Origin of the sequence: Ancylobacter novellus DSM 506 (genome assembly GCF_000092925.1) — a bacterium.
Classification (GTDB): Bacteria; Pseudomonadota; Alphaproteobacteria; order Rhizobiales; family Xanthobacteraceae; genus Ancylobacter; species Ancylobacter novellus.
The window spans coordinates 4198718-4221227 of the sequence record NC_014217.1 but is presented as its reverse complement, the minus strand read 5'-3'; the positions used below and the strand labels follow the sequence as shown (position 1 = coordinate 4221227).

Genomic DNA, 22510 nt, shown 5'->3' with positions numbered 1-22510 from the left:
GCGCCTGCGGAACGGCCGCCCGACGCCCGCCCCCCGCGAGAAGAGAGACAGCACCATGCCCTCCAAGCTCGACCAACTGCGTGCCATGACCGTCGTCGTCTCCGACACCGGCGACATCGAAACGGTACGCCGGCTGAAGCCGCAGGACTGCACCACCAACCCGACCCTGCTGCTCAAGGCCGCCGAGATGCCGGCCTATGCCCACCTCGTCGACGAGGCGATCGACTGGGGCGGCCGGCAGGGCGGCTCGCGCGAGGCGGCGATCAACGCCACCTGCGACCGGCTGGCGCTGAACTTCGGCGCCGAGCTCTCCACCATCGTGCCCGGCCGGGTCTCCACCGAGGTCGACGCGGACCTCTCCTTCGACACCCAGGCGACGCTCGCCAAGGCGCGGTCCTTCATCGCCGCCTATGAGGCGCGCGGCGTCGGACGCGAGCGCATCCTCATCAAGGTCGCCTCGACCTGGGAGGGCATCCGCGCCGCCGAGGTGCTGCAGAAGGAAGGCATCGACTGCAACCTGACGCTGCTGTTCTCGCTCACGCAGGCCGCGGCCGCCGCCGATGCCGGCGCCTTCCTGATCTCCCCCTTCGTCGGCCGCATCCTCGACTGGCACGTCAAGGCGGGCGAAGGTCCGTTCACCTCCGAGACCGATCCGGGCGTGAAGTCGGTGCGGCAGATCTACGCCTATTACAAGAAGCACGGCCTCCCGACCGTGGTCATGGGCGCCTCCTTCCGCAACACCGGCGAGATCGAGGCGCTGGCCGGCTGCGACCGCCTCACCATCGGCCCGGCGCTGCTCGACCAGCTCGCCGCCGATGACGGCGTGCTGGAGCGCAAGCTCGACCCCGCCAACACCGAAGGCGCGCCGGCGAAGCTCTCGCTCGACGAGAAGGCATTCCGCTTTGCCCTCAACGAGGACCAGATGGCGACCGAGAAGCTCTCGGAAGGCATCCGCCTCTTCGTCAAGGACCTGCGCACCCTGCGCGGCCTCGTCGCCAAGCGTCTGGAAGGGGCGCAGGCCGCCTGATAGAAGCGCGCTTTCGGAGGAGGGCGCCCGCCCTCCTCGCCCATCCTTCCGCGTGCCCTTCCATGATCACTCCCGACCTCGGCTTCGTGCTCGCCGCCGGCATGGCGGCGTTCTTCGTCGGCATGAGCAAGGGCGGCGTGCCGATGATCGGCGGCCTCGCCGTGCCGACCATGGCGCTGTTCATGTCGCCGATCACCGCCGCCGGCCTGCTGCTGCCGGTCTACGTCATCAGTGACATGTTCGGCGTCTGGGCCTACCGGCGCGAATTCTCCGGCCGCAACCTCGCCATCCTCATTCCGGCTTCCACGCTCGGCATCGGCATCGGCTGGGCCACCGCCTCCATCGTCACCGAGGCGATGGTGATGCTGATCGTCGGCGGCGTAGGGATCGCCTTCTGCCTGATGCGCTGGTTCGGCGGCGCGGGCAGGGTGGCGCGCCCGGCAGACCTGCCGCGCGGCGTCTTCTGGGGCGCGGTGTCGGGCTTCACCAGCTTCGTCAGCCATGCCGGCGGGCCGCCCTACCAGATGTATGTGGTGCCGCAGAAGCTGCCGAAGATGGTCTATGCCGGCACCACCACCCTCACCTTCGCCGTGGTCAACGCCCTGAAGCTGGTGCCCTACTGGGCGCTGGGGCAGCTCAACGCCGACAATCTCGCCGTCACCGCGCTGCTCATCCCGGTGGCGGTGGCGGCGACCTTCGTCGGCGTGAGGCTGACCCGTGTGCTGCCCGAGAAGCTGTTCTACCGGCTGGTGGTGGCGGCGCTGTTCCTGATCTCGCTCAAGCTCACCTGGGACGGCGCGAGCGAGATGCTCGGCTTCTGAACCCTAGTCCTCGACCGGCCGCGCCATCAGCGCCGCGCACCAGAAGCCGGCGGCGAACACCACCGAGAAGGCGATGACGGTGATCAGCACCGGGTCGTAGGAGCCGGCGGCGGTCCACAGCATGGCAAGGCCCACCGGAGCGAGCGCGCGCGAGATGGTGGCCGGCATGGCCAGCGCGCCGTTCACCGCGCCATAGGCGCGCCTTGTCAGCAGCTCCGGCACGACGAGGCCGCGCACGATGGTGACGAGGCCGTTCGCCACGCCGAGCGCAAGGGCGAACAGCGCCACCCATTCGAAATGCGGCGGCATGAACTCCAGCGCCAGGAAGGCGACGGGGAAGATCGCCACGATGAACGAGCCGACTACGCGCACCGGCACCCGCGGCGCCAGCACCGAGACGGCGACGCGCCCGGCCACCTGCGCCGGGCCGATCAGCGCGATGGCGCTGACCACGCTCGCCGTGTCGAAGCCGCGCTCGACCAGCAGCGGGTAGAGGTGGAAGGTGAAGCCGGAGAACATCGCCGCATAGGCGGTGAAGGCCGCCGCCAGCGCCCAGAACACCGGCCGGCGCAGCACCTCGGCGACCGCCCCGCGCCCCGGCGCGGGAGCACCCGCCACGCGCGGCGGGGCGGCGTCGAGCGAGGGATCGATGGAAAGGAAGTTCACCGTCCCGCAGATCACGATATTGACCGCGCCGAGCACCAGCAGCGTGTCGCGCCAGCCGACATTGTCGAGCAGGAGCTGGATCAGCGGGATGAACACGGTGGAGGCGAAGCCGCCCCAGAGCGTCAGCGCGGTGATGCCGGGCCGGGCGTTGAGCGGGCCGGCGCGCCGGGCGATCACCGCGAAGGCGGGATCGTACAGCGTCGCCGCCTGCATGCAGCCGATGCCGGCCACCGCCAGATAGAACAGCGCCATGCTGTCCGCATGCGCCCAAAGCACGAAGAGCAGTCCCGCCAGCAGCGAGCCGCCGGTCATGATCGCCCGGCCATGGCCGCGGTCTATGGCGGCGCCGACCGGATAGGCGGCGAGGCCGCCCAGCGCGAGGCCGAGGGTGGCGGCGCCGTAGAGCTCGGCCTTGGACCAGCCCAGCTCCACGCTCATCGCCTGGGCGATCTGCGGGAAGCTGTAATAGAGCGTGCCCCAGGAGCAGACTTGGCCGACGCCGAGCCCGACGATGAACAGGCTGCGCCCGTTGGGCGGGGGGACATGCGTGGCGGGGGCGGCGGCGGTCACGTCACGCGGACTCTCATGCGGCGGGGGCAGCGCCCGGCTTCAGCAGCGAATGGACGAGGTTGACCCAGTAGCTGGCGCCGACGGGGATGAGCCCGTCATTGAAGTCGTACTGGGCGTTGTGCAGGTTCGGGCCGGGGCCGCTGGCAAGGCAGAGATAGGCGCCCGGCACCCTTTCCAGCATATAGGCGAAGTCCTCGGCGGCCATGATCGGCTCGAAATCGGGGACGACGTTCTCCGCGCCGACCGTCGCGCCCGCGGCGGCCAGCGCCTGCCCGAACTCGGCGCGGTGGTTGACCAGCGAGGGATAGCGGCGCTCATAGCGAATCTCGGCGCTCGCCCCCTGCGCGGCGCAGACGCCCTCGACCACGGCGCGGAAGCGCTGCTCGACGAGGTCGCGCACCTCCGGCGTGAAGCTGCGCACCGTGCCGCGCAGCACCACTTCGTCGGGGATGATGTTCCAGGTCTCGCCGCCATGGATTTGGGTGACGGTGACCACCGCCGCCTCCTGCGGGCTCACCGAGCGCGACACGATGGACTGGAGCTGCGCGACGATCAGCGAGGCCGCCAGCACCGGATCGATGCCGCGCTGGGGCATGGCGGCATGGGCGCCCCGGCCGATCACCTTCACCTCGAAGATGTCGAAGGAGGCGAACATCGGCCCCGGCCGTCCGAGGAAGGTGCCGAAGGGCGCGTTCGGCCAGTTGTGCAGGCCGTAGACCGCCTGCGTCGGGAACAGGTCGAACAGCCCCTCCTCGACCATCACGCGCCCGCCGCCCTCGTTCTCCTCGGCCGGCTGGAAGATGAAATGCACCGTGCCGGCGAAGTCGGGATGCGCGCTCAGATGGCTTGCGGCGGCGAGCAGCATGGTCATGTGCCCGTCATGGCCGCAGGCGTGCATCTTGCCCGGCGTGTCCGAGCGATAAGGCAGGTTGGTCGCCTCGTGGATGTCGAGCGCGTCGATGTCGGCGCGCAGGCCGATGGCGGGGCCATCGCCCAACCGGCCCTTCAGCGTCGCCACCAGCCCGGTGCCGGCGAGGCCGCGATGCACGGGCAGGCCGAAGCTCTCCAGCTTTCCGGCGACGAAGGCCGAGGTGCGATGCTCGGTAAAGGCGGTCTCCGGCATGGCGTGCAGCGTGCGGCGCCATTGGGTGAACTCGTCCGCCTGCGCCGCGACCTCAGGGACGATGCCGACCGAACCGTTCTGCGCCACGCCGAGCCACCCTGCCCGTTCCATCTTCCGGTCGGATTATCGCGCCCCGGACAGGCCGACAAGGGCATGCGGCGCAGGGCTGCCGCGCGGCTTCGGCAGACAAGGCCGGCACGGGCGCCGGAACCTCTCATAGGCGAGCACGGTTGACGCAGCACAATCGCCCGCACGGAGACCTCGCCCGCGATGCCCGAGCCCGTCCATGATTTCGTCGAAAGCGCCCTCGCCGAACGTCCGGCGCCGCGCTCGGCCGGCCCGCCGGCACCGCTCGAATCCGGGCCGCTGCTGCGCCCCGGACGCAATGTCTGGCGTGTCGAGACCGCCGAGCGCGCCGCCGTGCTGGTCGACGGCGCCGCCTATTTCGGCGCGCTGCGCGAGGCGATGCTGAACGCGCGCGAGACCATCCACATCGCCGGCTGGGACCTCGACAGCCGCATGAAGCTGGTCGGCGAGAGCGGCACGGCCGATGACGGGCTGCCGGAGACGCTGGCGGCCTTCCTCTCGGCGCTGGTGGCGCGCAACCCGCATCTGCGCATCCGCCTGCTCCTGTGGGACTATTCGGTGCTGTTCGCCTTCGAGCGCGAGCTCACCCCGATCTATTCCTTCCTCTGGTCGACGCCGCCGCAGATCGAACTCTGCCTCGACGACGCGCTGCCGCTCGGCGCCTCGCACCACCAGAAGATCGCGGTGATTGACGACCGCGTCGCCTTCTCCGGCGGGCTGGACCTCACCGGCCGCCGCTGGGACACGCCCGCGCACACGCCCGACGATCCCGACCGCATCGATCCGGCCGGCAGCGCCTATGCGCCCTTCCACGACGTGCAGATGGCGGTGGATGGTGCGGCGGCGGAGGCCCTCGGCCGGCTGTTCCGCGACCGCTGGAAACGGGCGGCCTGCGAGCGCCTGCCGAACCGGCGGCGGCGCGGCGGGGCCGACCGCTGGCCCGAGCATCTCGTGCCGGAGTTCCGCGACGTCGAGATCGGCATCGCCCGCACGCTGCCACCCTATGCCGACGCGGCGGAGGTACGGGAGGTCGAGGCGCTGTTCTTCGACATGGTCGATGCCGCCGAGCGCTTCGTCTATGTCGAGAACCAGTTCGTCACCTGCGAGCGATTCACCGAGCGCCTGATCGAACGGATGCAAGCGCGCCCGCAGCTCGAGGCGCTGCTGGTGGCGCCGCAGACCTATCGGAGCTGGTTCGAGCACCAGTCCATGGGCCTCGGCCGCCAGCGGGTGATCCAGGCCCTACATGACGCCGGCATGGCCGAGCGCATACGCGTCGTCTTCCCGGAGGTCGCCGGCGAGGCCGAGACCGTGCCGGTGATGATCCACGCCAAGGTGATGATCGTCGACGACCGCCTGCTGCGGGTCGGCTCGGCCAATCTGTGCAACCGCTCCATGGGGTTCGACAGCGAGTGCGATCTGGTGATCGACGCCACCGATGCCGAGGAGCGTGCCGGCGTCGCCGCCATGCGCAACCGGCTGGTCGGCGAGCATGTCGGGCTGAGCGCCGAGGAGGTAGCGGCGGTGATCGAGCGCACCGGCTCGCTGCTGGCGGTGCTGGACGAGGCGAAAGAGGGGCGCCGGCTGGTCGAGGTGGCGCAGGTCGACACCACCGAGCTGCCTTTGCCCCTGCCGTTTGCCTCCATCGACGCGCTCGCCGACCCGATCGAACCGCTCTACGAAGAAACCGGTTCCGCCCGGAACGGATCCCGAAAGCCGCGCCGGCTGCTGCCGATCGCCATTGCCGTCGCGGTGTTCGCCGCTCTGGTGCTGGCCTGGGCCAACTCGCCCTTCGCCGAGCCGGAACGGCTCGTCGGCGCGCTCGATACCATCGCCGACCGGCCCTGGGCGCCGGCGCTGATGGTGGCGCTGTTCGTGCTGGGCGGGCTCGTGGCCTTCCCGGTCTCGGTGCTGATCGTGGCGACGGTGGCGATGTTCGACAGCTGGGGCGGGGCGGCGATCGCCGGGCTCGGCGCGCTGGCGAGCGCGGTCGTCACCTACATGATCGGCCGGCAGATCGGCACCGGCACGGTGCGCCGCTTCATCGGCCCGCGCATCAACCGCATCCGGCGAAGCCTGGCGGATCAGGGCGTCGTCACCGTCGCCACCGTCCGCCTCGTGCCGGTGGCGCCGTTCACCTTCGTCAATCTGGTGGCCGGCGCGGCGGGGCTGCGCTTCGTCGACTATGTAGTCGGCACCGCCATCGGCCTGCTGCCCGGGCTCATCGTGCTCACCGCGCTCGGCCGGCAGATCGTCGAGCTGTTCTCAAGGCCGTCGCTGTTCGGGGCCGCCGTCTTCGTCGGCTTCCTGCTGCTGTGGATCCTGTGCTCGATCGGCCTGCAACTCCTCGTGTCGCATTTCCGGAGGGCGGCTTGAACGGCCTCCCGCCGCCCGGCCGGCTGCGGCTGATGACCTGGAACATCCATGGCGGCATCGGCCCGGACCGCCGCTTCGACCTCGACCGCATCGCTAGCCTGGTGGCGAAGCACGCACCGGACGTGCTCGCATTGCAGGAGATCGACACGCGCGGGCGCGACATCGACTGCCTGGCGCCACTGCGCGGCCTCGACATCCACCATTTCACCGAGGCGCGCACCATCGCCGTGCCGGACGGGCATTACGGCCACGCGCTGTTCTCGCGCTGGCCGACCTCGGATGTCGTGCTGCACGACCTGTCGGTGTGGCGCTACGAGCCGCGCATCGCCATCGAGACGCAGATCGCCACTCCCTTCGGCCCGCTGCACCTCGTCGCCGTGCATCTGGGCCTGTTCATCTTCGAGCGGCGGCGCCAGGCCGGCATGCTCGCCGCCATGGCGCGGCGCGTGCGCGGCATGCCCACGGTGATGATGGGCGACTTCAACGACTGGTTCTCCTTCGGCCAGGTCACACGGACCATGAGCCATGTGCTGCCCGAGCGCACCCGGCTGCGCACCTTCCCGGCGCAGAAGCCGGCGCTGCGGCTCGACCGGGTCTATTGCAGCGCGCCGGGCATGCTGGCGGATGCCTTCACCGATCCCGCCGCGCGGGCGATCTCCGACCATCTGCCGATCATCGTCGATCTCGCTTTGCCCGCGCGCGGGAACGCCGTCCCGGCGGAACCGGCCGAAGCGGGACACGTTGATTCCGACACGGCACGAACGGGAGGAGTGATCGATGATCCCGAACCAGCCGAATCCCGATAGGGCAGAGACACCCGACAGGCCGGACACTCCCGTACCCGGCGTGCCGCCCATGCCCGACACCAACCCCATTCCCGACCCGGCGCCGATCCGCGATCCGGTGCAGCCGCCGGTCCACGACCCGGACGTGCCGGGCATACGCGACCCGGTGCCGCCCGACGTCAGTGACCCGCCGCCGGCGCCGCCTCCGCCGATCCGGCCGGGCGGGGCTTTGCTGAGCGGTGAGGATCCGCGCGACCCGCCGCGCGATCCCCCGCCGGACCGGCCACCGCCCGGCATCGACGATCCGACAGAGCCGCCCGACCCCGACCCCGACATCGTGCCCGATGTCGACGAGCCGATGGACGAGCCGCGCGCGCCGCCGATGGACCTGCCGCCGCGCGAGCCGGGCCAGCCGCCGATGCAGCCGGCCAATGCCGCGATTTTGCAGATAAATCCTGGAACGTTCCGCTAGCTGGTTGGTTTTTCCTGCATTCCGCAGCGCCGCTACGTGCCGCGCGCGCCAGGATACCACGCATCCTAAAGCAATACCGGCTCCTTAAGGAGGAAATTACCATGGGTCTGTTCTCGAAAGACATCAAGACCATGAACGATCTCTTCGTTCACACGCTGCAGGACATCTATTACGCGGAGAAGAAGATCGCGAAGTCACTGCCTACCATGATCGACAAGGCGACGGACGCGCAGCTCAAGGCTGACTTCAAGCACCATCTGGGCGAGACCGAGAACCACATCCTCCGCGTGGAGGAGGTCTTCAAGATGCACGGCGTGGAGCCGAAAGCGGTCAACTGCCCGGCCATCGACGGCATCATCGACGAGGCCGAGGAAGTCACCGGCGACGTGGCCGACAAGCAGGTGCGGGACGCCGCGCTGATCGCCGCCGCGCAGGCGGTCGAGCATTACGAGATGACCCGCTACGGCACCCTCGTCGCCTGGGCCAAGCTGCTCGGCCGGCCCGACTGCGCCAGCGTGCTCCAGAAGAACCTCGCCGAGGAGAAGAACGCCGACAGCAAGCTGACCAAGCTCGCCGAGTCGAAGGTCAACCTCTACGCCGCCGAGTAAGGCGCGCGTGGCCGGCGCCGGCTTCGGGGTCTCCCCTTCCCGGTCGGCGCCGGCTCCCCCAGCCGATGGAGAATCCCATGCCTGCCAAGTCCAAAGCCCAGCAGAAGGCCGCCGGTGCGGCGCTTTCCGCCAAGCGCGGCGAGACCAAGAAGAGCGAGCTGCGCGGCGCCTCCAAGTCGATGGAGAAGTCGATGAGCGAGAAGCAGCTCGAAGAGTTCGCCTCGACGAAGCGCAAGGGCAAGCCCGAGCACGTCGCCGGCCGCCACTAGGCCGACGGCCGCCGCCGCGGCCCGAAAAGAACCGAGCCCTTCGATCAGGGTGCTTTCCGTCATCGGAAAGGGCTCTGGGGGGAGTTTTTTATTGTGAGGAGACCCCGATGGACGCCGCCAATCCGAAGGCCCATCCCACGCCGCCCTTCCCGCGCCAGCCGCAACCCATGCCCGGCATGACCGCCTCGATGCAGCCGCGCCCCGACCATGGCGAGGAGAGCTACAAGGGTTCGGGCCGGCTGAAGGGCAAGCGCGCCATCATCACCGGCGGCGACAGCGGCATCGGCCGCGCGGTGGCCATCGCCTTCGCCCGCGAGGGGGCGGACCTCCTCATCTCCTATCTCAACGAGGGCGACGACGCCGCCGAGACCCAGCGTCTGGTCGAGGAGGCCGGCCGCAAGGCGGTGCTGGTGCCTGGCGACATCCAGCACGCGCAGAACTGCCGCGCGCTGGTGGAGGCGGCGATGGACGAGCTCGGCGGCATCGACATCCTCGTCAACAACGCCGCCCATCAGGCGACGTTCAAGGAGATCGGCGACATCTCCGACGAGGAGTGGGAGCTGACCTTCCGCGTCAACATCCACGCCATGTTCTACCTGACCAAGGCGGCCGTCCTGCACATGAAGCCGGGCAGCTCGATCATCAACACCGCCTCGATCAATTCCGACAAGCCGAACCCTTCGCTGCTCGCCTATGCGACCACGAAGGGGGCGATCCAGAACTTTACCGCCGGGCTGGCGCAGCTACTGGCGCCCAAGGGCATCCGCGCCAATGCGGTGGCGCCGGGGCCGATCTGGACGCCGCTCATCCCCTCGACGCTGCCGCCGGAATCGGTGGAGCATTTCGGCGAGCAGGTGCCGATGAAGCGGCCCGGCCAGCCGGCCGAACTCGCCACCGCCTACGTGATGCTGGCGGACCCACTGTCGAGCTACGTCTCCGGCGCCACCATCGCCGTGACCGGCGGCCAGCCGATCCTGTGAGTATGGGCGAAGTCCGCCTCCCCGCCCTGGCAACCTCATCCTGAGGTGCCCGGCCGAAGGGCGGGCCTCGAAGGATGTTCATCCAGGCGCGCTCGGGCGACCATCCTTCGAGGCTCGCTGCGCTCGCACCTCGGGATGAGGGTGCATGAAGATGAGCGCATCGCACGCCGGGGAACGAAGACGCCCACCGCCGCGTTCAAGCCCCGCAACGCGTATGGGGTACTTGTAAATGGCGTCGGGCAGCACCCAACCGGGCCGGCCTTCGCGGTCCTTCTTCACCCGCTTCGCGCAATGGGTCGCCGTGCAGGCGGGCAAGCCGACCACCTTCGCCGGCGCCGCCGCCATCATCGTGCTGTGGGCGATCAGTGGCCCCTTCTTCGGCTTCGGCGACACCTGGCAGCTAGTGATCAACACCTCCACCACCATCATCACCTTCCTGATGGTGTTCGTGATCCAGAACAGCCAGAACCGCGACACCGCGGCGCTGCACATCAAGCTCGACGAGCTGATCGCCAAGAACGACCTCACGCGCAACGTACTGCTCGACCTCGAGGAGCTCGACGACGGCGCGCTGGAGGAAATCCGCGGCGAGTACGAGGCGCTGGCGCAGGCCGAGCGCGACGGCAAGGCGCCGGTGGCCGCCAGCCGGAAAGGCAAGGCCGGGCCCGGCGCCTAGGTCCCGGCGGGCGGGTCAGCCTTTCCCCGCCTTGTCCTTCTTGCCGTTCTCCTTGTCCTTCTCGTCCCGCTTCATGCGCTTGGCCGCGGCCTTCTGCTCGGCATTGGGCCGTTCGCGATTGGTGAAGCGGGCATTGCCGAGCCCCGTGCCGATGGTCACCGCCCCCCAGCGCGCGACGTCCTGCATGAACGGCACCTCGCTCAGCCCCTGCACCACCGCGTCATTGTGCATGACCACGACGGTCTCGCGCCCATCGATCTCGGGGATGGCGTCCCACAGCGCCGCCGGCAGGTTGAAGCGGGCGCTCTCCCAATTGCCCGGCAGGTTCTGGCCGCCGGTCTCGATCGAGCCGTCCTCGGCGATGGCGCCGGGGCAGCCGACGCCGATGAAGGGGGCAAGCTTCACCCCCTCCTTCTCCGCCTTGCCGATCAGGTCCTTGAGCATGTCGACCATGCGGTCGATGGCCTTGTCGCGCGCGGGATCCTCGTCGCCATGGCGCCACAGCTCGATCTCGCGCACCTTGGCCTTGGAGAGGTCGTCGGCCTTGTCGAGGTTGAGGCGGACGATGCCGGCACGGATATTGGTGCCGCCAATGTCGACGGCGAGGATGTCGTCGAAGCTCTCGAACATCCAGCTCGGCGCCAGATGCACGGCACCGATCAGCCCGGCCTCGTCCGGATCGTTGCGGATCGGGTGCAGCTCGATCTCGATGTCGTCGGCGCGCAGCTTGAGCTCGGCGCGGGCCACCGCGATGGCGGCGAAGCGGCTGGCCGCGAGGCCGCCGCCGACGGCGATGCGCTGCGTGCCGCGCCAGTCCTTCGAGCGCAGCAGCCGGCGCAGCACCGCGGCGAGCTCGCCGGCATAATCCTCGATGGCGCTCAGGATCAGTGCCTGCTCGTGCGGCCTGCCCTCGGCCAGCGCCTCGTCGATCAGCGACTTGGAAAGCTCCTCCGTCGGGGTGTCGCCGAGCACGGGATGCTTGATCGCTGCGATCTTCCGCCAGCGATCGAGGCTCTCGAAGAAGGCGGCGCGGCGTGCGCGATCGCCGACGAAGCCGTCCTCGTCGCGGAGCTGGCTGTTGCAGGCGTCCACCGTGACGGCGGTGAGCGTCCCCGCGCCATGCACGCCGAGCGCAGGCGGGCTGTCCTTGGTTTCGGTCCTGGTGGCCTTCGTCTTCTCGGCAGCGGTCATGCGGAACTCCGTCATCACGCGGAAACGTCATGACGGCAAGTTGCGCACCGTCACGATAGGTAAGCTGTTAGTCTCTCGGGAGAACGGCCGAGGCGGCCGGTGCGTTCCCGCCCGTCAAGGCGCAGGGCCGCGCGAAATTTTCATCCCGCCACGGAATAGGAACGGCGGGCGCTCCGTATACGGGTCATGAGGCGCGATCAGGCGAACGGCCGGACCGGCAAATTCGACGTTCTCGGGCAGCTCGCCGTGATGCGGCGCTATGCCCGCTCGCTGACGCGCGACGATTCCGAGGCGGAGGACCTCGTCCACGACGCGCTGCTGCGCGCCTATGAGCGGCGCGGCAGCTTCGACGCCGGACGCGGCGAGGAAGGCCGTGGGCTTCGCGGCTGGCTGCTCTCGGTGCTGCACAACGTCTTCGTCGACCGCCGCCGCTCCCGCAAGGCCGAGGCGCGGCGCGAGGCCGAGGCGCTGGAGCTGGCGGAGACCGTCACGGCGCCGGCGCAGGAACACCAGTTGCGCCTGGCGCAGGTGCGCGACGCCTTCATGGAACTGCCCGAGGAGCAGCGCGCGGCGCTGCACCTCGTGGCCATCGAAGGGCTCGGCTACGCCGAAGCCGCCTCAACGCTCGACATCCCGCAGGGCACGCTGATGTCGCGCCTGTCGCGCGCCCGCGCGACGCTGCGCGCCATCGAGGACGGCACGGCGCGGCCCGCCCGCCTGCGCATTGTTGGAGGATCGGATGACCCCGCACATTGATCCCGTCTCCGACGAGGACCTGCAGGCCTATGTCGACGACCAGCTGACCGTCGCCCGGCGCATCGACGTCGAGGCCTATCTCAGCGCCAACCCTTCCGCCGCCTCGCGGGTGATGGCGGATCTGCGCATCCGCGACGAGTTGCGCCTGTCGCTCGCCGAGACCCCGCGCGGCGCGTCGACCGCCACCGCCCGCATCGCCACGGCGGAGGCAGCGCGGCGGCTGGAGCGCGCTCTGTCGCGCGAGCGCTGGCTGCGCGGCCTGCGCATCGCCGCGACGGTGGCGCTGCTCATCGGCGCCGGCTGGTTCGCCAATGCCCAGTTCGGCCATCTCGGGGTGAGCCGCGTCGTCGCCTCGGACCTACCGCCGGCCTATGTCGACGACGCCGTGCGCGCCCACCGCACCGCGCTGGTGCGCGCCGGCATGCCCTCGCAGCGCGCGGGGCAGGGCTACGACCCGGCGGAAATCCGCGCCGCCACCGCCATCGTCATGCCGGCGCTGCCGGAGGGCTGGCAGGTGGAGGACGTGCAGGTGTTCCCCTCCGCCTTCGGCCCCAGCGTCGAGCTGGCGGTGAAGACGAAGGATCTGGGCACCGTCTCGCTCTTCGCCGTCCGCCCGGGCGGCTTCGACGTAGTGCCGGCGACCACCGTGCCCAAGGACGAGCTCAACGCCGCCTACTGGCAGATGGGCGAGGTCGCCTATGCCCTCGTCGCCCAGCCCGGGCCGGAGGCGAGCCCGCGCGAAATCGACCGGGCCGCCGCCCGGCTGGCGAGATCACTTTACTGACCGCCCTCTACTGAACCGTGCCCGGCGGTAAGCCGGGCCTGTTGAAACCGCTGCACCCGACCCACATAGGTCATAGGAGACTGACATGAGCATGCCGAACCCCGGCTTCCAGTGGTCCCGCACCGCGACCGTCGACCAGGCCGTCTTCGACGAGGGCCTGCGCCGCCACATGCTGCGCGTCTACAACTACATGGCGCTCGGCCTCGTGCTGACCGGCGTCGTCGCCTTCATCGTCGGCACCACGCCGGCGCTCTACGTGCCGATCTTCTCCACCCCGCTGAAATGGGTGGTGATGTTCGCCCCGCTCGCCTTCGTGCTGTTCTTCTCGTTCCGCATGCAGTCCATGTCGGGCGCCGGCGCGCAGACGATGTTCTGGGCCTTCTGCGCGGTGATGGGCCTGTCCATGGCCTCGATCTTCCTGGTCTTCACGGGCACCTCGATCGCCCGCACCTTCTTCATCGCCGCGACCATGTTCGGCGCGACGAGCCTCTACGGCTACACGACCAAGCGCGACCTCTCGCAGTTCGGCTCCTTCCTGATCATGGGCCTGATCGGCGTGGTGATCGCGAGCCTGGTCAACATCTTCCTCGGCTCGACCATGCTGCAGTTCATCGTCTCGGTCGTGGGCATCCTCGTCTTCGTCGGCCTGACCGCCTGGGACACCCAGTCGATCAAGGAGCAGTACGCCGACTATTTCGACGCGGAATCGCAGCAGAAGCTCGCCGTCTTCGGCGCCTTCTCGCTCTACCTGAACTTCATCAACATCTTCCAGCTGCTGCTGAACTTCACCGGCGAGCGCGAGTGAGCCGGCAGCGGCGGCGCCCGAAGGAGACTTTCCGATGAATGAGCAAGACCGCCAGGCCATCGATGGCCTCTTCGCCAAGCTCGGCGAAGCGGAACGCCAGTCCGGCCCGCGCGACGCGGAGGCGGAAGGCTTCATCGCCCAGCGCATCGCCCAGCAGCCGGCGGCGCCCTACCTGATGGCCCAGACCATCGTGATGCAGGGCTACGCGCTGGAGCAGGCGCAGGCCCGCATCAGCGAGCTGGAACAGCAGGCGCAGCAGGTTCAGGAGGAGCGCCCGGCCTCGGGCGGTGGGCTGTTCGGCAGCCTGTTCGGCTCCAGCCAGCCGCCGCGCCGCAGCCCGGTGCCCTCCATGCCGCGTCCAGGCTCGCCCTTCGGGGCGGGGGCCGCGCAGGGTGGGGCGCAGGGTTATGGCCAGCAGCAAGGTGGATTCCAGCAGGGCGGCCTTCAACAGGGTATGCCCGGCCGTCCCGGCTTCGGCGGCGGTGGCTTCCTCGCCGGCGCGGCGCAGACGGCGATGGGCGTGGCAGGCGGCGTGCTGCTCGGCAATGCGATCGCCGGGATGTTCGGCGGCGACGAGGCCAAGGCGGCCGAAGCGCCCGCCGAGCCGGCGCAGCAGCCCGAGCCCGATGCCTCGGCGACCGACGCCTCCGCCAATGATCCCGGCGCGGACGACATCTCCGGCGCCGACAATGGCGGCTGGTTCGACGGCGGCGGCTGGTTCGGCGGCGACGAGGAAATCTGACCCTCGCCGCACGTCCAAGGCGTTTCCTCTCAAGGCCGGCCTTCGGGCCGGCCTCTTTTTTGGCCTCAGACCCGAAGCCCGTTCTCCAGCGCGAACTCCTTCAGCTTGCGCTCGGGGCGGGCGCCGATATGGCTGATGATCTCGGAGGCGCAGAGCGCGCCGAGCTTCAGGCAATCCTCGGCATCGAAGCCGCGGGAGAAGCCGTGCAGGTAGCCGGCGGCGAACAGGTCGCCCGCGCCGGTGGTGTCCACCACCTTCGCCACCGGGAAGGCCGGAACGCTGACGAGCTCGTCCGCCGTCATCGACAGCGCGCCCTTCTCGGAGCGGGTGACCACGGCCCGCTTCGCATCGGCGCGCAGCTGCGCCAGCGCGGTGTCGAAATCGGTCTCGTAGAGCGACATCAGCTCCGCCTCATTGGCGAAGACGAGGTCGACGACGCCCTTGCGCATCAGGTCGAGGAACTCGGCGCGGTAGCGCCCGACGCAGAAGGCGTCCGACAAGGTGAGCGACACGGTACGCCCCGCCTTGTGGGCGACGCCGGAGGCCTTGAGGAAGGCTTCCTTCGCCGCTGGCGGATCCCACAGATAGCCCTCGAGATAGGTGACGGTGGCGGCGGCGACCGTGGCTTCGTCGACATCGGCCGGGCCGAGGTCCTGCGCCGCGCCGAGATAGGTGTTCATGGTGCGCTCGCCGTCCGGCGTCACCAGGATGAGGCAGCGCGCCGTCGCCGGGCCGGAGCCGGCCGGGGGCGTGGCATAGGTGACGCCGGCGGCGCGGATATCATGGGCGAAGATGCCGCCGAGCTCGTCGTCGCGCACCTTGCCGATGAAGCCGGCCTGCCCGCCCAGCGCGGCGACGCCGACCATGGTGTTGGCGGCCGAGCCGCCGGAAATCTCCACGCCGGGCCCCATGGAGCTGTAGACCGTCTCGGCCCGCGCCTCGTCGATCAGCGTCATGCCGCCCTTGCGCATGCCTTGCCGGTCGAGGAAGGCGTCCTCGGTACGGGCGAGCACATCGACGATGGCGTTGCCGAAGCCGATCACATCGAGCTGCTGGACGGTCATGGGCGCTTTCTCTGGAGGTCGACGCTGGAGGGTGCCATCGCGGTAGCAGACGGGGCCCCGGCCCGCAACGCTTGCGGTGGCGCCGGGCCGCTTCTCGCCGCTCGCTTTCCCCTCTATTGCTTGCCGATGGCCCTGCTCCGCCGCGCCTCCACAGTCGCGCTCCTTACCCTCGCCTCGCGCGTGCTCGGCTTCGCCCGCGATGCCGGGGTGGCGGCGCTGTTCGGCACTGGAGTGGTGGCGGATGCCTCGGTGGCCGGCCTCGCCTTGCCGCAGCTCGCCCGACGGCTGCTCGGCGAGGGCGCGCTGAACGCCGCCATCCTGCCGCGGCTGGCAGGCGAGACCGAGCGACGCGCAAGGCTCGCCGGGGCGGCGCTGATCCTGTTCGGCCTCGCGGCGCTGGTGCTGGCGGGGCTCATCTTCCTGTTCATGCCGCAGGTGGTGGCGCTGCTGGCACCGGGCTTCCCCGATTCCGGCCCGCGCGAGGACGGCGCGGTGCTGGCCGGACGGCTCGCCATCGCCTGCCTGCCCCTCGCCTTGCTGGCCGGCGTCTTCGCCGCCTTCGCCAATGTCGCCGGCCGCTTCGCCCGCCCTGCCATGGCCCCCGCCGCCGCCAATGTGGTGGTGATCGCGCTGCTCGTCCTGCTCTGGCTCGCCGGCGGGACGCAGATGAGCGTGCCCGCCGCGCTCGCCTGGCTGGCGGCGGGAGCGGTGGCCGGGGCGCTGACCCAGTTCGCGCTGAACCTCATCGCCGTGCCGCGCGACTTCTTCGATCTGCGGGTCTCGAAGGCCGACCTCAAGGCCGCGCTGCCTATGCTCGCGGGCGCGGCGCCGACGCTGCTCGCCGCCGCCCTGCCGCAGCTGCGCTTCCTCCTCGCCGCCTCGGCCGCCTCCGGGATAGCCGGGGGCGTGGCGGCGCTGTTCTATGCCACCCGCCTCGTCGAGCTGCCGCTCGGCCTCGTCGGCGCCAGCGCGGGAGCGGTGCTGCTGCCGGCGCTCACCGCCAAGGACGAGGCGAAAGCCGGCATGGGCGGGATGGAGGCGGCGCTGGCGCTGTCTTTGCCGGCGGCGCTGGGCCTCGCCGTGCTCGCCCATCCCATCGTCACCGTGCTGTTCCAGCGCGGCGCCTTCGATGCCGAGGCGAGCGCGCTCACCGCCACGGCGCTGGCCTTGCTAGCGCTCACCCTGCCGTTGCAGGCAGTGGAGAAGGTGCTGGTCGCCATCGCCTTCGCCAGCGGCCTGTCGCGCCTCGTCACCATTGCGAGCCTTGCCGCTCTGCCCATCGGCGCCGTCATCGGCTTCCTTGCCGTGGATCGGCTGGGCATGGCCGGGCCGGCGCTGGGCGTGCTCGTCTCCAGCCTCGTCGGCCTGATGGGTCTCGGGACCGGCCTCGCGCGCCGCCGGCTGCTGGTGGTCCCGAACGAGGCGCGCCGTCGCCTTATCGGGCTCGGTCTCGCCACCCTCGCCATGGTGCTCGCCGTCGCGATTGCGGCACGCCTCGTCGAGGCCGCCTTGGCTGCCGGCGGGATCGTAGCCGCGACGGCGCTCGCTGGCCTCGTCCTGCTCGGTGTCGCGGTCTATGCCGGTGGCGCCCGGCTGTTCGGCGGCATGGAGATTGCGGCGCTGCGCGCAGGCCTGCGCCGATAGACAGCTTGCCCCATTGGGGCATGCGTGCCATTAGCGCCGTCGCGAAAACAGGGCGCAGACCACAGGACGTCCCCATGGCCTTTCAGCAGCGCGTGTTCTCCGGCGTCCAGCCGACCGGAAACCTGCATCTCGGCAATTATCTCGGCGCCATCCAGCGCTTCGTGGCGCTGCAGGACAGCTATGACTGCCTCTATTGCGTCGTCGACATGCACGCCATCACGGTCTGGCAGGACCCGGCCGAGCTGAAGAAGCAGATCCGCGAGGTCACCGCGGCCTTCATCGCCGCCGGCATCGACCCGACCAAGCACATCGTGTTCAACCAGAGCCAGGTCTCCGGCCATGCCGAGCTCGCCTGGGTGTTCAACTGCGTCGCGCGCCTCGGCTGGCTCAACCGCATGACCCAGTTCAAGGAGAAGGCGGGCAAGGACCGCGAGAACGCCTCGGTCGGCCTCTACGCCTATCCGAACCTGATGGCCGCCGACATCCTGCTCTACCGTGCCACCCATGTGCCGGTGGGCGAGGACCAGAAGCAGCATCTAGAGCTGGCCCGCGACATCGCGCAGAAGTTCAACAACGATTTCGGCCCGTCCATGGCCATGCTGGGGATCGAGGGCGCCTTCTTCCCGCAGCCCGAGCCGCTGATCGGCGGCCCGGCGGCGCGGGTGATGAGCCTGCGCGACGGCTCGAAGAAGATGTCGAAGTCGGACCCCTCCGACCTCTCGCGCATCAACCTCACCGACGACGCCGACACCGTCGCCTCGAAGATCCGCAAGGCCAAGACCGACCCCGAGCCGCTGCCTTCCGAAGCCGAGGGGCTCAAAGGTCGTCCGGAGGCGGAGAACCTCGTCGGCATCTATGCGGCGCTGGCGGACGTGTCGAAGGAGAAGGTGCTGGCCGAGTTCGGCGGCGGCCAGTTCTCCACCTTCAAGGCGGCGCTGGTCGATCTGTCGGTGGCCAAGCTCGGCCCGATCGGCGGCGAGATGAAGCGCCTCGTCTCCGAGCCCTCGCACATCGACGCCATCCTGCGCGACGGCGCGGCGCGGGCGCGGGTGATCGCCGACGAGACCATGCACCACGTCAAGGACATCGTCGGCTTCGTGCGCTGAGCCCGCTCAGGCGTTTGCCGCGGCGCGCGGCACCTCCTCGATCGGCATCGGCCGGCTGAGGAAATAGCCCTGCGCCCGGTCGACACCGAGCCGGCGCAGCATCTCGAACTCGCTTTCCGTCTCCACGCCCTCGGCGGTGATCGACGAGCCGATCTCATGGGCGAAGGAGATCAGCCCCTTGGCCAGCGCGCGGCGGGCGCCGTCGGTGTCGATGTCGCGCGTCAGGCTCATGTCGAGCTTGATGATGTTGGGCTGCAGATTGAGGATGTGCCGCATGCTGGCGAAGCCCGCGCCGGCATCGTCCACCGCCAGCCGCAGCCCCTTCTCGCGCATCGGCCCGAGCGCCTGCGCCAGCGCGCCGTAATCGACAACCGTGGCGTGCTCGGTGATCTCCAGCACCACCCGTGAAAGGTCGAGCCCCTCCAGCACCGGGCCGAGCCGGCCCGACAGGACCAGCTCGGGCGAAGTGTTGAGGCCGAGGAAGGCCGGCAGGGCCAGCCGCTCCAGCGCCGGCAGCGCGTTGAGGATGGCGCGCAGCTCCAGCTCCTCGCCCATGCCGACCTGCCCCGCCGCCTCGAACCATTTGTCCGGCCCGCGCTTCGGCTCGATATCGAAGCGGGCGAGGCATTCGACGCCGGCGACGCTGCGGTCGGCCACCTCGTGGATCGGCTGGTAGACCATGCGCGGCGTACCCGCCGCCATGGCGAGGCGCAGCCGGGCCGATTCGCGCTGCTTCAGCTTCTCCGCGGCGGCGGCCTCGTCGATGCGCCCGGCCAGTACCTCGGCGAAGGCATGCATCATCTTCATCTCGCGCGGGCCGAGGCTGCGGTCGCTCATATAGCTGAAGCAGCACAGCGTGCCGTAGATCTCGCCGTTCTCCAGCCGGATCGGCACGCTCAAATGCGAGCCGATCGGGATGGCGGTGGTGGCGGGGATGCACATCGCCGCCGGCACTTCGGCGGTGTCGGGAATGCATTCGGGCAATTCTCCGCGCACCACCTTCAGGCAGTAGCCCTCCTCCAGCGAGAGCGCCTGTTGCGGGGCGATCGGCGCCGGCCCGTCGGCGTCGACATGCTCGAACACCCGGTCATGGATGCGGAAATGCGAGATGAAGGCGACGTCCATGCCGAGATAGCGGCGTATGGTGCGCAGCACGCGGTCGAACCCCGAGCGCACCACCTCATGCGCGAAGACATCCTGGATAGGGCTCGACCGTTCCGAAATCGACTGACCCATGGCTCCCTCCTGGCGGCGTCTCCCCGGTCACGCATGGGAACGCCTTCGGCCGTTCGCTGTCGCGATTCTTCTGGCTCGGTACGTGTCGCGCCGGTCGGGCACGGAACGGACGAAGCCTGGCCGATTGTCGATAAATTAATTCAAATTTCTTTCGTGAAAATAGCTTCCCGCATTCGTGATGTCGGTGGGGAAGGCGGCGGGCGCAGCCGCTCACGGCGCGGCTGTGCTAAAAAGCGGGCGATGCCGCGATTCCCGGAGTGATCATGACGCGCCGGCGCCAGAGCCATGAACCCGGCCACCGCCGCAAGTTCCTCGTCGTCGCTGACGACACGCCGGAATGCGACCGCGCGCTCTATTACGCCGTGCGCCGCGCCACCCGCCTGCAGGGCGGCGTCGTGCTGCTCACCGTGCTGGAACTCGCCGACGTGCAGAGCCAGTGGCTCGGCGTCGCCGGGCTGATGCGGGCAGAGGCGACCGACAAGGCCGAGGCGCGGCTGGAGCATCTCGCCGCCCGTGCCCGCACGGTGGCCGGCGTCGAGCCGGAGCGGATCGTGCGCGAGGGCCGGATCGTCGACGAGATCCACAAGCTGATCGACGCCGACGAGGACATCGCCATCCTCGTGCTGGCCGCCGGCACCGGCCATGAAGGGCCCGGACCATTGATCGCCTCCCTGGCGACGGGGACATGGGCCGGCCTGCCCATCCCCGTCACCATCGTGCCCGGCACGCTCACCGACGCCGAGATCGACGCGCTGGCGTGATGCAGCGTGCTGCGTCTTTGCACGCCCTTCCCCTCCGGCGCGCGAGGGACTATCTAAATTCTAAATTCCCCCGTCGCCGCGGCCTTGAACCCCGGTTGGCAAGGAGAGACCCGATGTTCATCCAGACCGAAGCCACCCCGAACCCCGCCACGCTCAAGTTCCTGCCCGGCCGCACCGTTCTCGGCCACGGCACCTTCGAGGCCCGCGACGCGGACGAGGCCTCGCGCTCGCCGCTCGCCGCCCGCCTGTTCGAGGTGCCGGGCGTCACCGGCGTGTTCTTCGGCTCGGACTTCGTCACCGTGACCAAGGAGAAGGGCGAGTGGGCCCATCTCAAGCCGGCCATCCTCGGCGCCATCATGGAGCATTTCGTCTCCGGGCAGCCGGTGCTGCCGGAAGATCATGCCCATGTCGCCGACGACGCCTTCTTCGAGGAGAAGGACGCCGGCGTGGTCGACACCATCCGCGAATTGATCGACACCCGCGTGCGCCCGGCGGTCGCCAATGACGGCGGCGACATCACCTTCCGCGGCTACAAGGACGGCGTGGTCTTCCTCGCCATGAAGGGCTCCTGCTCGGGCTGCCCGTCCTCCACCGCCACGCTGAAGAACGGCATCGAGAACCTGCTCCGCCATTTCGTGCCGGACGTGGTGGAAGTCCGCCCGGTCTGATCGGCCGGGCCGGAAGGACCCGGCGCCCCTTCCCTTCGGCGGCGCCGGTGCGCATGGTGGGCGCGACAGGTATGTGACCATGCGTGATTCTCGGCCATGCTGATTCTTGCCCTCGACACCGCGCTTGAGGCCTGCTCGGTCGCGCTGCACGACCTCGAGGCGGACCGCACGTTGGTGCGCCTGCAGGAGCGCATGGCGCGCGGCCATGCCGAGGCGCTGATCCCCATGGTCGAGCGCGCGCTGGACGAGGCGGAGGTCGCGATCTCCGACGTCGATGCCTTCGCCGTCACCGTCGGGCCTGGCAGCTTCACCGGGCTGCGCGTCGGCATTTCCGCCGCGCGCGGCTTCGGCCTCGCTACCGGCAAGCCCGTCATCGGCATTCCCACGCTCACCGTGCTCGCCGCGCCGCTGCTGGCGCAGGACGACCGCGTGCCGGTCGCCGCCGCCATCGATGCGCGCCACGGCAATGTCTATCTGCAGATGATCGGCGCAGCGGGGCGGGTGCTGGTCACGCCGCGCGCCACGTCGGTGAAGGACGCGGCCCGCTCGATCGCCAACGGTCCGGTACGGCTCGTCGGCTCGGGGGCGCGGCTGCTTACCGAGGTCTGGCCCTCCGGCGAGCGGCTGCCGGTGGAAATCCAGATCGAGACCATGCCCGACCCGGTCTGGCTCGCCCGCCTCGCCGGCGTCGCCGATCCGGCCCGTTCCGAGCCGAAGCCGCTCTATCTGCGCGACGCCGACGCCAAGCCGCAGACCGCCCAGCGGATCGCCCGCCGATGACCGGGCTGCTGACGAGGCTCGGGCTGCGCCGCCGCGAGGTGGCGCTGCGCCGGGCTCGCGCGGGCGATGCCGAAGCGCTGGCGCGGCTGCACGCCCAATCCTTCCGCGTTGGCTGGGACGCCGCCGAGTTCGAACGCCTGCTCGCCAACCGGCTCAGCCGCTGCCTGGTGGCGACGGACGGGCCTTCCGGCGCACCCGTCGGCTTCATCCTGCTCAGCGGCGTCGCGCCGGAAACCGAGATCCTCTCCGTGGCCGTAGCGAGTGCCCGGCGGGGCGAGGGCATCGCCCGGCGGCTCGTCGAGGCGGCCTTCGGCACGCTGGCGGCGGAAGGCTTCACCACCGTGTTCCTGGAGGTGGAGGAGGGCAATGTGTCGGCCCTGCACCTCTATGCGCGTACCGGCTTCCGTGAAATCGGCCGCCGCAAGGGGTATTATCACAAGGCCGACGGCGAAGCGGTGGCCGCGCTGACCATGCGGCGGGATATCGCCTAGGTAGAGATTGCCCTCGGCCGGC

24 protein-coding genes are annotated in these 22510 nt (G+C 69.9%); 19 read left to right on the top strand and 5 right to left on the bottom strand.

The genetic code is table 11. The annotated features are described in order from the left end of the window. Window positions 1-55: 55 nt before the first annotated feature. Both tal and SNOV_RS19845 read left to right on the top strand, forming a co-directional pair. Window positions 56-1027 (top strand): transaldolase, encoded by a 972-nt coding sequence (tal, locus tag SNOV_RS19850; RefSeq protein ID WP_013168758.1) that lies wholly within the window; start codon window positions 56-58, stop codon window positions 1025-1027. A 62-nt stretch (window positions 1028-1089) separates the two neighbouring features. Further along, window positions 1090-1848 carry a sulfite exporter TauE/SafE family protein gene (locus SNOV_RS19845; RefSeq protein ID WP_013168757.1) on the top strand — a complete coding sequence of 253 codons (759 nt, stop codon included), beginning with the start codon at window positions 1090-1092 and terminating at the stop codon, window positions 1846-1848. Between the two features lie 3 nt (window positions 1849-1851). Here SNOV_RS19845 and SNOV_RS19840 read toward each other — a convergent pair whose 3' ends face one another. Together SNOV_RS19840 and SNOV_RS19835 are read right to left on the bottom strand one after the other, a co-directional pair. Then, the gene (locus SNOV_RS19840) at window positions 1852-3084 is read right to left on the bottom strand and encodes an MFS transporter (protein ID WP_013168756.1); all 1233 of its coding nucleotides are present in this window, start codon (window positions 3082-3084) and stop codon (window positions 1852-1854) included. Window positions 3085-3097: 13 nt separating this feature from the next. Beyond that, on the bottom strand, window positions 3098-4318 hold the full coding sequence (locus SNOV_RS19835; protein WP_013168755.1) for a M20 aminoacylase family protein: 1221 nt from the start codon (window positions 4316-4318) through the stop codon (window positions 3098-3100). A gap of 159 nt (window positions 4319-4477) precedes the next feature. Between SNOV_RS19835 and SNOV_RS19830 the strand changes: the two genes are divergently transcribed. From SNOV_RS19830 to SNOV_RS19800, 7 genes are all read left to right on the top strand, one after another. Next, the gene (locus SNOV_RS19830; RefSeq protein ID WP_013168754.1) at window positions 4478-6670 is read left to right on the top strand and encodes a VTT domain-containing protein; all 2193 of its coding nucleotides are present in this window, start codon (window positions 4478-4480) and stop codon (window positions 6668-6670) included. Continuing rightward, window positions 6667-7476 carry an endonuclease/exonuclease/phosphatase family protein gene (locus SNOV_RS19825; protein WP_013168753.1) on the top strand — a complete coding sequence of 270 codons (810 nt, stop codon included), beginning with the start codon at window positions 6667-6669 and terminating at the stop codon, window positions 7474-7476. The genes SNOV_RS19830 and SNOV_RS19825 overlap by 4 nt, the downstream gene beginning before the upstream one ends. Continuing rightward, on the top strand, window positions 7448-7927 hold the full coding sequence (locus SNOV_RS19820) for a hypothetical protein (protein ID WP_013168752.1): 480 nt from the start codon (window positions 7448-7450) through the stop codon (window positions 7925-7927). Before SNOV_RS19825 ends, SNOV_RS19820 begins: the two co-directional genes overlap by 29 nt. Window positions 7928-8028: 101 nt before the next feature. Next, the gene (locus SNOV_RS19815) at window positions 8029-8535 is read left to right on the top strand and encodes a YciE/YciF ferroxidase family protein (protein WP_013168751.1); all 507 of its coding nucleotides are present in this window, start codon (window positions 8029-8031) and stop codon (window positions 8533-8535) included. Window positions 8536-8612: 77 nt separating this feature from the next. Next, the gene (locus SNOV_RS19810; protein ID WP_013168750.1) at window positions 8613-8804 is read left to right on the top strand and encodes a DUF3008 family protein; all 192 of its coding nucleotides are present in this window, start codon (window positions 8613-8615) and stop codon (window positions 8802-8804) included. A 107-nt stretch (window positions 8805-8911) separates the two neighbouring features. Beyond that, window positions 8912-9784 carry an SDR family oxidoreductase gene (locus tag SNOV_RS19805; RefSeq protein ID WP_013168749.1) on the top strand — a complete coding sequence of 291 codons (873 nt, stop codon included), beginning with the start codon at window positions 8912-8914 and terminating at the stop codon, window positions 9782-9784. Window positions 9785-10013: 229 nt separating this feature from the next. Continuing rightward, entirely contained in the window at window positions 10014-10460 is a 447-nt protein-coding gene (locus tag SNOV_RS19800; RefSeq protein ID WP_013168748.1) for a low affinity iron permease family protein, read from the top strand. A gap of 15 nt (window positions 10461-10475) precedes the next feature. Here the strand turns inward: SNOV_RS19800 and SNOV_RS19795 are convergent, their stop codons facing one another. Continuing rightward, window positions 10476-11651: an ROK family protein gene (locus tag SNOV_RS19795; RefSeq protein ID WP_013168747.1), complete on the bottom strand. Its 1176-nt coding sequence runs from the start codon at window positions 11649-11651 to the stop codon at window positions 10476-10478. Between the two features lie 186 nt (window positions 11652-11837). Between SNOV_RS19795 and SNOV_RS19790 the strand changes: the two genes are divergently transcribed. The 4 genes from SNOV_RS19790 (at window position 11838) to SNOV_RS19775 (ending at window position 14738) form a co-directional block, all read left to right on the top strand. After that, window positions 11838-12407 carry a sigma-70 family RNA polymerase sigma factor gene (locus SNOV_RS19790; protein WP_013168746.1) on the top strand — a complete coding sequence of 190 codons (570 nt, stop codon included), beginning with the start codon at window positions 11838-11840 and terminating at the stop codon, window positions 12405-12407. Continuing rightward, window positions 12391-13191 carry an anti-sigma factor family protein gene (locus SNOV_RS19785; protein WP_013168745.1) on the top strand — a complete coding sequence of 267 codons (801 nt, stop codon included), beginning with the start codon at window positions 12391-12393 and terminating at the stop codon, window positions 13189-13191. Before SNOV_RS19790 ends, SNOV_RS19785 begins: the two co-directional genes overlap by 17 nt. 85 nt (window positions 13192-13276) lie before the next feature. Next, window positions 13277-13996, top strand: coding sequence for a Bax inhibitor-1/YccA family protein (locus tag SNOV_RS19780; RefSeq protein ID WP_013168744.1), 720 nt, complete (start codon window positions 13277-13279; stop codon window positions 13994-13996). 34 nt (window positions 13997-14030) lie between these two features. Beyond that, entirely contained in the window at window positions 14031-14738 is a 708-nt protein-coding gene (locus SNOV_RS19775) for a DUF2076 domain-containing protein (protein ID WP_013168743.1), read from the top strand. A 65-nt stretch (window positions 14739-14803) separates the two neighbouring features. Here the strand turns inward: SNOV_RS19775 and SNOV_RS19770 are convergent, their stop codons facing one another. Beyond that, window positions 14804-15802 (bottom strand): adenosine kinase, encoded by a 999-nt coding sequence (locus tag SNOV_RS19770; RefSeq protein ID WP_013168742.1) that lies wholly within the window; start codon window positions 15800-15802, stop codon window positions 14804-14806. A 126-nt stretch (window positions 15803-15928) separates the two neighbouring features. Between SNOV_RS19770 and murJ the strand changes: the two genes are divergently transcribed. Then, window positions 15929-17446 (top strand): murein biosynthesis integral membrane protein MurJ, encoded by a 1518-nt coding sequence (gene murJ / locus SNOV_RS19765; protein ID WP_013168741.1) that lies wholly within the window; start codon window positions 15929-15931, stop codon window positions 17444-17446. A 74-nt stretch (window positions 17447-17520) separates the two neighbouring features. Then, window positions 17521-18552 carry a tryptophan--tRNA ligase gene (gene trpS / locus SNOV_RS19760; protein WP_013168740.1) on the top strand — a complete coding sequence of 344 codons (1032 nt, stop codon included), beginning with the start codon at window positions 17521-17523 and terminating at the stop codon, window positions 18550-18552. A gap of 6 nt (window positions 18553-18558) precedes the next feature. Here trpS and SNOV_RS19755 read toward each other — a convergent pair whose 3' ends face one another. Continuing rightward, a complete protein-coding gene (locus SNOV_RS19755; protein ID WP_013168739.1) occupies window positions 18559-19788 on the bottom strand; it encodes a sensor domain-containing phosphodiesterase in 1230 nt (409 codons plus the stop codon). A 263-nt stretch (window positions 19789-20051) separates the two neighbouring features. Between SNOV_RS19755 and SNOV_RS19750 the strand changes: the two genes are divergently transcribed. From SNOV_RS19750 to SNOV_RS19735, 4 genes are all read left to right on the top strand, one after another. After that, a complete protein-coding gene (locus SNOV_RS19750; protein ID WP_013168738.1) occupies window positions 20052-20549 on the top strand; it encodes a universal stress protein in 498 nt (165 codons plus the stop codon). A gap of 113 nt (window positions 20550-20662) precedes the next feature. Continuing rightward, a complete protein-coding gene (locus SNOV_RS19745; RefSeq protein ID WP_013168737.1) occupies window positions 20663-21217 on the top strand; it encodes a NifU family protein in 555 nt (184 codons plus the stop codon). Window positions 21218-21313: 96 nt separating this feature from the next. Beyond that, window positions 21314-21997: a tRNA (adenosine(37)-N6)-threonylcarbamoyltransferase complex dimerization subunit type 1 TsaB gene (tsaB, locus tag SNOV_RS19740; protein ID WP_013168736.1), complete on the top strand. Its 684-nt coding sequence runs from the start codon at window positions 21314-21316 to the stop codon at window positions 21995-21997. After that, on the top strand, window positions 21994-22488 hold the full coding sequence (locus SNOV_RS19735; RefSeq protein ID WP_013168735.1) for a GNAT family N-acetyltransferase: 495 nt from the start codon (window positions 21994-21996) through the stop codon (window positions 22486-22488). The genes tsaB and SNOV_RS19735 overlap by 4 nt, the downstream gene beginning before the upstream one ends. Window positions 22489-22510: the final 22 nt, after the last annotated feature.